Source organism: Mycobacterium szulgai (genome assembly GCF_002116635.1).
GTDB classification, from domain to species: Bacteria; Actinomycetota; Actinomycetes; order Mycobacteriales; family Mycobacteriaceae; genus Mycobacterium; species Mycobacterium szulgai.
The window spans coordinates 206383-218914 of the sequence record NZ_LQPW01000165.1; the positions used below are offsets into that span (position 1 = coordinate 206383).

General features: G+C 78.1%; 2 protein-coding genes. One reads left to right on the top strand and one right to left on the bottom strand.

Features of this window, described 5'->3' with window-relative positions; genetic code table 11:
• The gene (locus tag AWC27_RS25815) at positions 1–1017 is read left to right on the top strand and encodes a MaoC family dehydratase (RefSeq protein ID WP_085673175.1); all 1017 of its coding nucleotides are present in this window, start codon (positions 1–3) and stop codon (positions 1015–1017) included.
• On the opposite strand, the gene AWC27_RS31370 is transcribed toward AWC27_RS25815, so the two are convergent.
• Positions 1014–12532, bottom strand: an 11519-nt coding sequence (locus tag AWC27_RS31370) for a hypothetical protein (RefSeq protein WP_169726864.1), incomplete at its 5' end; no start/stop codon positions are given. The genes AWC27_RS25815 and AWC27_RS31370 overlap by 4 nt on opposite strands.

Below are 12532 nucleotides of genomic sequence, written 5' to 3' on the forward strand. Positions count from 1 at the left end.
GTGACTTACGCGGAACTACGCGAGGGTGGGCCCTACTTCGACGACCTTTCGGTGGGCCAGGTGTTCGACTGGGCACCGTCGGTGACGCTGTCGCCGGGCCTGGCGGCCGCGCACCAGGCGATCGTGGGGGACCGGATGCGACTGGCCCTCGACGCCGATCTGTGCTCGGCGGTGACCGGCGCGGCGGCGGCGCTGGCACATCCAGGTCTGGTTTGCGACCTGGCGATCGGACAGTCGACACTGGTGACCCCGCGGGTCAAGGCCAACCTGTTCTACCGCGGGCTGACGTTTCACCGGTTCCCGGTGCTCGGGGACACCATCTACACCCGCACCGAAGTCGTTGGGCTGCGGGCCAATTCGGCCAAACCTGGCCGAGCGCCCACCGGACTGGCGGCGCTGCGGATGACCGCCATCGACCAGGCGGACCGGCTGGTGCTTGACTTCTACCGCTGCGCCATGCTGCCTGCCTCCCCGGCCTGGGCTGGATCTGGGCCCGCCGACGATTTGTCGGCCGTCGGCGCCGACGCGGTGGCGCCGGCAATCGCTCCGACCGACGACTGGGACGGCGATGTCTTCCGTCAACGGGTGCCGGGCCCGCATTTCGCAGCCTGTCTTGACGCCGGCATCGCCGGTGCGGTGCTGCACAGCACCGCGGATCTGGTCAGTAGCGCGCCTGAGCTGGCCCGACTGACGCTGAATGTCGCTGCCACACACCATGATTCGCGGGTCGCCGGACAGCGGTTGGTGTACGGCGGGCACACCATCGGCCTGGCGCTGGCGCAGGCGAGCCGGTTGTTGCCCAACATGGCCACTGTCCTGGGCTGGGCGCATTGCGACCACACCGGGCCGGTGCGGGAGGGCGACACCCTGTACAGCGAGCTGCATGTCGAGTCCGCCGAGCCGACCATGAACGGCGGCGTCCTGGGTCTGCGGTCGCTGGTTTACGCGGTCAGCGAGACCCCGGACGAGCCAGATCGCCAGGTGCTGGACTGGCGTTTCAGCGCCCTGCAGTTCTAGCCGTTCCCGCCGGGAGTGCCGGGGTTGCCCGGTGCGCCGGTGTTGCCCGGGGTGCCGGCGCCAACCGGGGTGCCACCACCACCGCCGTTGCCGGCGGTGCCGCCGCCGCCACCGGTCCCGCCGGTGCCGTCGTCGCCATTGGTGCCACCGGTACCGGCTGCACCGCCGGCGCCCAAGGCGCCGCCGTCGCCGCCGTCACCGCCACTGGGGCCCTTGCCGCCGTCGCCGCCGTTGCCGTTGGTACCGCCGCCGTTGCCGCCGACCCCGCCGGTCTGGCCGAGCAATGCGCTGCCTCCGATGCCGCCGGCCCCGCCGTTGCCACCCTTGCCGCCGTTGCCGGAAGTGACGCCGCCGGCCCCGCCGGCGCCGCCGGCGCCGCCGATACCGCCCTTGCCGCCGGTGCCACTGTCGCCGCCGGTGCCGCCGTTCGGGTTGGTCACCGTGCCTGCGGCGCCGTTGCCGCCGGTGCCGGGGGCCCCGCCGTTGCCGCCCAGTCCGCCGTTGCCGCCGGCCCCGCCGTCGCCGGCGCCCTGAGCCTTGCCGCCGGCCCCGGCGGCGCCACCGGCCCCGCCGACTCCGCCGTCGCCGCCCTTGCCGCCGGCGCCGGAGTTGACGCTGAAGTCGCCGGTCGCGCCGTTGCCGCCGGCCCCGCCGGTGGCGCCCTGACCGCCGTTGCCACCGATACCACCGTTGCCGGAGATAGTGCCGCCCATGCCGCCGGCGCCGCCCGTGCCGCCGGCTCCGCCGGCCTGACCGACGCCGCCGTTATCGCCGGGGTTGGCTCCGCTGGTGCCGACATTGCCCGCCGCGCCGTTGCCGCCGAGGCCGCCGTTGCCGCCGTTGCCGATGTTGCCGCCGTTGCCGCCGGCGCCGCCGTTGCCGCCGTTGGTGCCCGCGACGGTGGCGTTGAAGCCGTCGCCGCCCTTGCCGCCGTTGCCGGCCGGCCCGGTCACCGAGGTGCCGTTGGCGCCGTTGGTGCCGGTGCCCCCGGTGCCGGCGAGGCCACCGTTGCCGGCGGTCCCGGCGTTGCCGCCGTTGCCGCCGACGCCGCCGTTGGGGTTGCTGGCGGTGCCGCCCGCGCCGTTGCCGCCGTTGCCGGGTGTCCCAGCGTTGCCGCCCTTGCCGCCGCTGCCGCCGGCGCCGTTGGTGCCGGCGCTGCCGGTACCCAGGACCGTGCCGGCGGTGCCGCCGTTGCCGCCCTTGCCGCCGTCGCCGCCGTTACCGCCGTTACCGCCGTTCTGGGCGCCGTTGATGCCGGTGCCATAGGTGTTGCTGTTAGCGACGCCGTCGGCTCCGGTCGTGCCGCTGCCGCCGTTGCCGCCGTTGGCACCGTTGCCGCCGTTGCCGCCGTTGCCGGCGTTGCCGGAGATCGAGCCGCCGTTGCCGCCGTTGCCGCCGGCGCCGCCGAAGCCGCCGGCCTTGCCGTCGGTGCCACTGGCGCCGGTGCCGCTGCCGTTGCTGCCGGCCGTGCCGGCCTTGCCGGCACCGCCGTTGCCGCCGTTGCCGCCGTTGCCGATGTTCCCGCCGTTGCCGCCGTTGCCGCCGGCGCCGCCGTTGCCGCCGGCGGCGGTCGCGGTGAACCCGTCGCCGCCCTTGCCGCCGTTGCCGGCGGGTGCGGTGACCGGCGTGCCGTTGCTGCCGTTGGTGCCGGTGCCGCCGGTGCCCGCAATGCCGCCGGTGCCTGCGGTGCCGGCGTTGCCGCCGTTGCCGCCGTTGCCGCCGGTGGGGTTGGTGGAGGTGCCGGCCGCGCCGTTGCCGCCGTTGCCGGGCGTTCCGGCGTTGCCGCCGTTGCCGCCCGAGCCGCCGGCGCCGTTGGTGCCGGCGCTGCCGGTACCGAGGACCGTGCCTGCGGTACCGCCGTTGCCGCCCGTGCCGCCGTTACCGCCGTTGCCGCCGTTGCCGCCGTTGCCGCCGCTTTGGCCGTTGGTGAGGCCGTTCGTACCGGCCACGCCGTTGCCGCCGGCGCCGCCATTGGCGCCGTTGCCGCCGGTGCCGCCGCTGCCGCTGTTACCGGAGATCGAGCCGCCGTTGCCGCCGTTGCCGCCGGCGCCACCGGCGCCGCCGTCTTGGCCGCTGGTGCCGCTGTCGCCGGCGGCGGCACCGTTGACGCCGGGGGTACCGGCCACGCCGTTGCCGCCGGCCGCACCGTTGCCGCCGTTGCCGTAACTGCCGCCGTTGCCGCCGGCGCCGCCGTTGCCGCCGCTGGCGCCCGCGGTCGACGGGCTGAAGCCGATGCCGCCGTTGCCGCCGTTGCCGACCGCGCCGACGATCGCGGCGCCGTTCTTGCCGTTGGTCGGAGCGCCGCTGCCGGTGCCCGCGGTGCCGCCGACGCCGACGGTGGTGCTGCCGCCGTTGCCGCCCTTGCCGCCGTCGGGGTTGTTCACCGTGCCGGGCGCGCCGTTGCCGCCGTCGCCGGGGGTGCCGGCGTTGGCGCCGTCGCCGCCGTTACCGCCGGTGCCGGTGCTGCCGCCAGTGCCCACACCCTGAGCCACGCCGCCGACCCCGCCGTTGCCGCCGTTGCCGCCGTTGCCGCCGACCCCGCCGTTGCCGCCGTTCTGGCCGCCGCCGATGCCGGTGCCGTAGGCGTCGACATCGGTGACGCCGGCCGCGCCGTTGACGCCGTTGCCGCCCTTGGTGCCGTTGCCGCCGTTGCCACCGGCCCCGCCGTTGCCGCCGTTGCCGGAGACGGTGCCACCCTTGCCGCCGGCCCCGCCATTGCCGCCGGAGCCGCCGGAGCGACCGTCGGTGCCGCTGTCGCCGGGGTTGACGCCGTTGGTTCCGCTGATGGCCGCGGACACGCCGTTGCCGCCGGCCCCGCCGTTGCCGCCGTTGCCGATATTGCCGCCGTCGCCGCCGTTGCCGCCGTTGCCGCCGCTGCGGCCCGGAGTCAGCGGGTTGTAGCCGGCGCCGCCCTGGCCGCCGTTGCCGGCCGGCCCGACGACCGAGTCGCCGGCCTTGCCGTTGGTACCGGCCGGGGAGCCCGTTCCGGCGATGCCGGCCGTGCCGGCGGTACCGGCGTTGCCGCCGTTGCCGCCGTTGCCGCCGGTGGGGTTGAGCAGGGTGCCCAGCGCGCCGGTGCCGCCGTTGCCGGGGGTGCCGGCCTTGCCGCCGTTGCCGCCGTTGCCGCCGGCGCCGGTGGTGCCCGCGCTGCCGCTGCCGTTGAGCAGTGCGCCGGCGGTGCCGCCGTTACCGCCGTCGCCGGCGTTGCCGCCGTTGCCGCCGTTGCCGCCGGCCTGGCCCGTGCCGCTGTTGACGCCCTGGACGCCGGCCTTGCCGGTCACGCCGTTGCCGCCCTTGCCGCCGTTGGCGCCGTTGCCGCCGGCGCCGCCGCTGCCGGCGTTTCCGGCGAGGGTGCCGCTGGCACCGCCGTTGCCGCCGGCCCCACCGGAGCCGCCGGCCTGGCCGTCGGTGCCGCTGCTGCCCGGGGCGACGCCGTTGACGCCGGGGGTGCCGGCCGTGCCGTTGCCGCCGGCCCCGCCGTTGCCGCCGTTGCCGGTGGATCCGCCGCTACCACCGTTGCCGCCCTTGCCGCCGGAGGTACCGGGGGTGGTGGGGCTGAAGCCGTTGCCGCCGTTGCCGCCGTTGCCGGCGGTGCCGGCCGGAACCTGGCCGGGGTTGCCGTCGGCGCCGTTGCTGAAGCCGGTGCCGCCCTTGCCGAGTCCACCGGCGCCGCCGACGATGCCGCCGTCGCCGCCATTGCCGCCGTTGGGGTTGCCGGCCGTGCCGTTGCCGCCGTTGCCGCCGTTGCCGCCGACACCGGTATTGCCGCCGTTGCCGCCCTTGCCGCCGTTGCCGTCGTGGTAGCCCGCGGCCAAGTGCGCTCCGCCGTTGCCGCCCTTGCCGCCGACGCCGCCGTTGCCGCCGTTGCCGCCCTTGCCGCCGTCGCCGCCGGCTGGGCCGTCGGCGCCGTTGCCGCCGGTGCCGCCGCCGCCACCGTTGCCGCCGGCGCCGCCGTTGCCGCCGTCGCCGGCGATCGTGCCGCCCAGGCCGCCGGTGCCGCCGTTGCCGCCGCCGCTGGCGTTGTCGCCGATCTTGCCGTCGGCGCCCGGGGAGGAGCCGTTGGCGCCGGTGGTACCGGTCGCGCCGCTGCCGCCTGCACCGCCGTTGCCGCCGACGCCGTACTGCCCGGCGTTACCGCCGGTCCCGCCGTCGCCGCCGGCCTTGGTCGGGTCGTTGGAGTTCCAGCCCGCGCCGCCGGTACCGCCGTTGCCGGCGATGGTGGTCGGGGTGCTGCCGGGGTTGCCGGGGTTGCCGGGGTTGAGACCGGTGCCGGGCGTTCCGGCGGCGCCGCCACTGCCGGGGTTGGCTCCGTTGCCGCCGGTGCCGCCGGTCGGGTGGGCGGCAGTGCCCGCCGCGCCGGTGCCACCGACGCCGCTTACGCCGCCGGTGCCGCCGTCGCCGGCGTTGCCGCCGTTGCCGACGGTGCCGCTGGTGACGGTTCCGGCGTCGCCGCCCAAACCGCCCTTGCCGCCGGTCCCGCCGTTGCCGGCGTCGCCGCCTTTACCGCCGTTGAAGCTGAAGTCACCGGTACCGCCCTTGCCACCGGTGCCGCCGACACCGCCGGTGCCGCCGCTGCCGCCGTTGCCGCTGTTGCCGGCAACCGTGCCGCCGTTGCCGCCCTTACCGCCGGCGCCGCCGTCGCCGCCGGTCCCGCCGACGCCACCGTTGCCGCCGGGGAACGTGCCGGCGGAGCCGGTAGCGCCGGCACCGCCGGTGAAGCCTTTGCCGCCGTTGCCGCCGTTGCCGTAGGCCCCGGCGTCGCCTCCGTTGCCGCCGCTATAGCCGGTCTGGCCGGTGCCGGGGACGCCGAAGGCGTCGCCGCCGTCGCCGCCGTTGCCGGTCGGGGTGGTGGGTGTGGTGCCGTTGGTGCCGTTGGTGCCCGGGCCGCTCGGGCCGACACCGGCGATCCCGGCGTTGCCGCCGGCACCGGGGTCGCTGCCCTTGCCGCCGTCGCCGCCGCCGAGGAATCCGTTGCCGCCCTTGCCGCCTTCCGCGCCTAGGCCGCCATTGCCGCCGTTGCCGCCGTTGCCGCCGGTGCCGGTCGTGGTGTTGGCGCCGTTGCCACCGTTCCCGCCGGCCGCTCCCTGACCAGCGTTACCGCCCGCGCCGCCGTGCCCGTTCTGGCTGCCGCTGTTACCACCGGCACCGCCGGCCCCGCCGTTACCGCCGTTCTGACCGGCCTTGCCGTTGGGGTCGATGGCGTTGCCGTTGGGGCCGCTGGCACCGGCCGCGCCGTTGCCGCCGTTGCCGCCGGCGCCGCCGTCGCCGTAGAGGCCGCCGTCGCCGCCGGCTCCGCCCTTGCCGCCGTTGGTGCCGGGCACAGTGGCGTTGTAGCCGTCGCCGCCGCGGCCCCCGTTGCCGCCGACGTTGGTGGGTGTGCTGCCCGCGGTGCCGTTGGCGCCGTTGCTGCCACCGCCGATGCCGCTGCCGTTGGCACCGCCGGTGCCGCCGGTGCCGCCGGCCTTGCCGCTGCCGGAGGTGCCGCCCTTGCCGCCGGCGCCGCCGTCGGGGTTGGTGACGGTGCCGGCCGCGCCGTTGCCGCCGTTGCCCTGGGTGCCGCCGTTGCCGCCGTTGCCGGCCTTACCGCCGTTGCCGCCGAGCCCGTTGGTGCCGTTGGTCGCGGTGCCGCCCGCGCCGCCGCCGCCGCCGTTGCCGCCGACCCCGCCGTTGCCGCCGTTGCCGCCGGCCTGACCGCCGCCGATGCCGTTGTTGTAAGCGTTGGTGTTGGGAACGCCGTCATGGCCGTCCACGCCCGCCCCGCCGTTGCCGGCGTTGCCGCCGGCGCCACCTTGACCGCCGTTGCCGGCGTTGCCGATAGTGGTGCCGCCGGCGCCGCCGGCCCCACCTTTGCCGCCGGCCCCGCCGTTGCCGCCGGTGGCGCCGTTGGTGCCGCCGTTGGCGCCGTTGGCGCCGTTGGCGCCGTTGGAGCCGCTACCGCCGGCCCCACCTTGACCGCCGTTGCCGTTGGTACCGCCACTGCCGCCCTTACCGCCGGCGCCGCCGGCCAGTCCGTTGCCGTTGGCGTCGGTGGCGTTGGGTATCTGGCTGTAGCCGACGCCGCCGTTGCCGCCGTTTCCGGACGGACCGGTGAAGCTGGCGCCCGCCTTGCCGTCCAGGCCGCTGGTGTCGCCGTTGCCGTCCAAGCCACCGGTGCCGCCGCCCCCGGCCTTGCCGACGCTGCCGCCGTTACCGCCGTCGCCGCCGTTGATGCTGCCGGTGATGCCGGCCGCGCCGTTGCCGCCGCTGCCGGATCCACCCGCGGCTCCGCCGTTGCCTGCATTGCCGCCTGCTCCGACACCGCCCGCGGTGCCGTACAGGCCGGCCTTGCCACCGGCGCCGCCCTGTCCGCCGTTGCCGCCGACGCCGCCGTCGCCGCCGCTGCCGCCGTTCTGGCCGGCGCCGACGCCGGTGCCGTACGCGTCGACGCCGGACACGCCGTTGGCGCCGTCGCGGCCGGTACCGCCGTTGCCGCCGTCCGCGCCGGCACCACCCTTGCCGCCGGCGCCGCCGTCGCCGAGGTTGCCCCCGGCGTCGCCGCCGGCGCCGCCCTTGCCGCCGGCACCGCCCGCCTGGCCGGTAAAGCCGTTGCCGCCGTTGGCGACCCCGTCCTTGCCTACCGCGCCCGCCGCTCCGTTGCCGCCGTTGCCGCCGGCACCGCCGCTGCCGTAATTACCGCCGGCGCCGCCGGCGCCGCCGTCGCCGCCGTTACCGCCCGCGGTGGTCGCGGTGTAGCCGATGCCGCCGCGGCCGCCGTTGCCCACCGGAGTGGTGGGGGTGCCGCCGTCGTTGCCGTTGACGGGCGCGTTGGCGCCGCTGCCGCCGGCGCCACCGGCTGCCGCCTTGCCGACGTCGCCGCCCTTCCCACCGCTCCCGCCGGTGGTGTTGGTGGCGGTGCCGGCTGCGCCGTCGCCGCCGTCGCCGGGTGTGCCGGCGTTGCCGCCGTCGCCGCCCTTGCCGCCGACGCCGGTGGTGCCCTTGGCGCCGTGCGGGTTGAGGCCACCGACGCCGCCGTTGCCGCCGTTGCCGCCCACGGCGCCGTTGCCGCCGCTGCCGCCGTTCTGGCCGCCGCCGACGCCGGTGCCGTATGCGTCGACGCCCTGCACACCGGCGGAGCCCTTGAGGCCGGTGCCGCCGTTGCCGCCGGCGCCGCCGGTTCCACCGTTGCCGCCGTTGCCGGCGATGCCGGCGGTCACGCCGGCGTTACCGCCGCGGCCACCGTTGCCGCCGGAACCGCCGGCCTGGCCGTTCCCGCCACTGTCACCGGGGTTGATGCCGGTGCTGCCGGCCATTCCGGCCACACCGTTTCCGCCGTTACCGCCATTGCCGCCGTTTCCGACCGCACCGGCGTTGCCGCCGTCGCCGCCGTTGCCGCCGCTGGCGCCCGGGGCGCTGGGGCTGAAGCCGTTGCCGCCGTTGCCGCCGTTACCGCCGGAGGTGGGCGTGGTGCCCTTGGTGCCCGGGGTCGGTGTGCCTGATCCGGTGCCGACGCTGCCGGCCTTGCCGCCGAGGCCGGGGTTGCCGCCGGCGCCGCCGGCGCCGCCGTTGGGGTTGGCCGCGGTGCCGTCGGCGCCGATCCCGCCGTTACCGCCGGTTGCCCCGTTGCCGCCGCTGCCGGCGTTGCCCGCCTTGCCTTGCGTGGAGCCGGTGCCGCCGTTGCCGCCGTTACCGCCGGCCCCGCCGGCCCCGCCGGCCCCGGCGTTGCCGCCGGCACCGTTGTTGGTGCCGTTGACGCCGGCCGCGCCGTTGCCGCCGGCCGCGCCGTTGCCGCCGTTGCCCGCGTTGCCGGCGTTACCGCCGACGCCGCTGAGAGCTTGGGTACCGGTTCCGCCGAGCGTCTTGCCGCCGGCGCCGCCGTTGCCGCCGCTGCCGCCGCTGCCGCCCTGGCCACCGGCGCCGCCGGCCTGGCCGGCGCCGTTGTTGGTGCCTACCGCTCCGTCCTTGCCGGCTGCGCCGGCGCCGCCCTTGCCGCCGTCGGCGCCGTTGCCGCCGGCGCCACCGACACCGGCGGTCCCGGTGGCTGACCCGCCATTGCCGCCCACACCACCGTTGCCGCCGTTACCGCCTTGCCCGCCTATCTGGCCGTTGTCGCCGGGTGCGGCGCCGTTGTCGCCGGGTTTACCGGCCATGCCGTTGCCGCCGGCGCCGCCGGCGCCGCCGTTGCCGATCGAGCCGCCGGCGCCACCGGCGCCACCGTCGCCGCCGTTGCCGCCCGCGGTGATGGCGTCAAAGCCCCGACCGCCGACGCCACCGTTACCGGCCGGCGCGCCGACTCCGGCGCCCGTTGCGCCATTGGCGGCGCTGCCGCCGCCGCCGTTGGCCCCGCCGGTGCCGCCGGCGCCGGTGCCGCCGGGGTTACCGCCCTTGCCACCGGCACCACCGGTGGTGTTGGTGACCGTGCCGGCCGCGCCGTCGCCGCCGCTGCCCGGTGTTCCGGCGTTGCCGCCCTTGCCGCCGACGCCGCCGCTGCCGTTGGTGCCGGTGCCGCTACCGCTGCCGTTGAGACCGCCTACGCCGCCCTTGCCGCCGGCGCCGCCGGTGCCGCCCTGGCCGCCGTCGCCGCCGTTCTGGCCGCCGCCGATGCCGGTGCCGTACTTGTTGAGGTCGGCGGTTCCGTTGGCGCCGGTGATGCCGGTGCCGCCGGCGCCGGCCGCGCCACCGACGCCGCCGTTGCTGGCGTTGCCGCCGGTCCCATTGGTGCCGGTGCCGGAGCCGTTGCCGTTGAGACCGCCTACGCCGCCCTTGCCGCCGTTGCCGCCGGCACCGCCCGCGCCGCCGTTGCCGCCGGCGAAGCCGTTGGGGCTCGAGGCCGTTCCGTTGGCTCCGGGTGCGCCGATGCCGCCGGTGCCGGCGGTGCCTGCGTTACCGCCGTTGCCGGCGGCCCCGCCGCTACCGGCGGTGCCCTGGATGACACCGGCGCCCGCGGAGCCCGCGGCACCGCCCTTTCCGCCGTCGCCACCGGCGCCGCCGCTGCCGGCCGCGCCGCCGGCCTGACCGGCGTTACCGGCACCGGCGGTGCTCGTGCCGTTGGCGCCGTTCACGCCGCTGCCGCCGGCGCCGCCGGCGCCGCCCTTGCCGCCGGCGCCGCCGCTGCCGCTCTTGGTGCCCACACCGGTGGCCGCGCCGCCGGCGCCGCCGGCGCCGCCCTTGCCGCCGGCCTGACCGTCGGCACCGCTGGAGCCGGGGTTGACGCCATTGGCGCCGGCCCCACCCGCCACGCCGTTACCACCGGCACCGCCGGCGCCGCCGTTGCCGACGTTGCCGCCGGCGCCGCCTGCACCGCCGTCACCGCCGCTGGCACCGGCGGCGGTGGGGCTGAAGCCCGCACCACCGGCGCCGCCATTGCCGGCTGGGCCGGTGACGGCGGTCCCGTTGGCGCCGTTGGCGGCGCTGCCGCCGCCGCCATTGGCGCCGCCGGCGCCGCCACTGCCCGCACTGCCGGCGTTGCCGCCCTTACCGCCGGCACCGCCGGTGGTGTTGGTGGCGGTGCCGGCCGCGCCGTCGCCGCCGCTGCCGGGTGTGCCGGCGTTGCCGCCCTGGCCGCCCTTGCCGCCGACGCCATTGCTGCCGGAGCCGACGCCGCTGCCGTTAGCCCCGCCTTTACCGCCGTCGCCCCCGGCGCCGCCCTTGCCCCCGTTGCCGCCGTCGCCGCCGTTTTGACCGCCGCCGACGCCGGTGCCGTACTTGTTGAGGTCGGCGGTGCCATTAGCGCCGCTGATGCCGTTGCCGCCGCTACCCGCTGCGCCACCGAGGCCGCCGTTGCTGGCGTTGCCGCCCAGGCCGTCGGCGCCCTTACCGATGCCGTCACCGTTGGCGCCGCCGTGGCCGCCGGCGCCACCGTTGCCGCCGTTGCCGCCGCGACCGCCCTCGCCACCGGCAAAGCCGTTGCCGCTGTTGACCGCGGCGGTGCCGTTGGCCCCGGCCGCCCCGGCGCCACCATTGCCGGCCGTACCCGCGTTGCCGCCGTTAGCCGCAGCGCCGCCCGCACCTGCAGCGCCTGAGGCCGCACCGCCGCTGGCCGTGCCCGCGGCGCCGCCCTTACCGCCGTCGCCGCCGGCCCCACCACTGCCGGCGTTACCGCCGGCAGTGCCGTTGCCGCCGACACCGCTACTCGCCGTGCCGGCTGTTCCGTCTAGGCCGCTGCCGCCGTTGCCGCCGGCACCGCCCTTACCGCCGGCACCACCGTTACCACTGTGCGTGCCCGTGCCGGTGGCAGCGCCACCCTTGCCGCCGGCCCCGCCCTTGCCGCCGGCCTGGCCGTCGGACCCGTTCGGGTTGTTGGCGTTGACGCCGTCAGGGCCCGGCGCGCCGGCCGCGCCGTTGCCCCCGGCACCGCCATCGCCGCCGTTGCCGATGTTGCCGCCGGCGCCACCGGCGCCGCCGTCACCGCCGTTGGCGCCCGCGGTGGTGGGGCTGAAGCCCGTGCCGCCGGCGCCGCCGTTACCGGCCGGGCCCACGACCGCGGAGCCGTTGGCGCCGTCGCTGGCCTTGATGCCATTGCCGCCGATCCCGCCGGTTCCGCCAGCGCCCACGGTGCCCGCGTTACCGCCCTTACCGCCGGCACCGCCGGTGGTGTTGTTGACCGTGCCGGCCGCGCCGTCGCCGCCGCTGCCCGGTGTGCCCGCGTTGCCGCCCTTGCCGCCGACGCCGCCGGCTCCGTCGCTGCCCTTGGTCGCGCCGGCTCCGCCGGCAGCGCCGCCGGTACCGCCGTCGCCGCCCTTGCCGCCGGTGCCGCCGTTGCCGCCGTTGCCGCCGTTTTGGCCGCCGCCAATGCCGTTGCCGTACTTATCGATGTCGGCGGTGCCGTTGACGCCGGTGATGCCGGCGCCGCCGGCACCGGCATCACCACCGACGCCGCCGCTGCTGGCGTTGCCGCCGTTGCCGTTGGCGCCGGTGCCGATGCCGTCGCCGTTGGCGCCGCCGTGTCCGCCGGCGCCGCCGTCGGCACCCTTACCGCCGGCACCGCCGTCGCCGCCGTTGAAGCCGTTGCCGTTGTTGACCGCGGCGGTGCCGTTGGCCCCGGCCGCGCCGTTGCCGCCCTTGCCGGCGGAGCCAGCGTTGCCGCCGTTACCGGCCGCCCCGCCGGTGCCCGCGGTGCCCGCGGTGCCGCCGTTGGCCGCGCCGCCCGCGCCGCCCTGGCCGCCATCGCCGCCCGCGCCGCCGGCGCCCGCGTTGCCGCCGGCCGTGCCGTTGCCGCCGACGCCGTTGGTGGTCTGGCTGCCGGCCGTGCCGTCGATGCCGCTGCCGCCCTGGCCGCCGTCGCCGCCCTTACCGCCGTTGCCGCCGGTGCCGCCCTTGGCGCCCACACCGCCGGCCGCACCGCCGTCGCCGCCGGCCCCACCCTTACCGCCGGCGTGGCCGGCGGTGCCGTCAGGGTTGGCGGCGTTGACGCCGTTGTTGCCGGCCCCGCCCGCCGCGGCGTTACCGCCGTCGCCGCCGTGACCGCCGTCGGTGTTGGCGCCGACCGCGCCGTCGGCGGCCTTGATGCCATTGCCGCCCAGTCCGCCGGTGCCGCCGG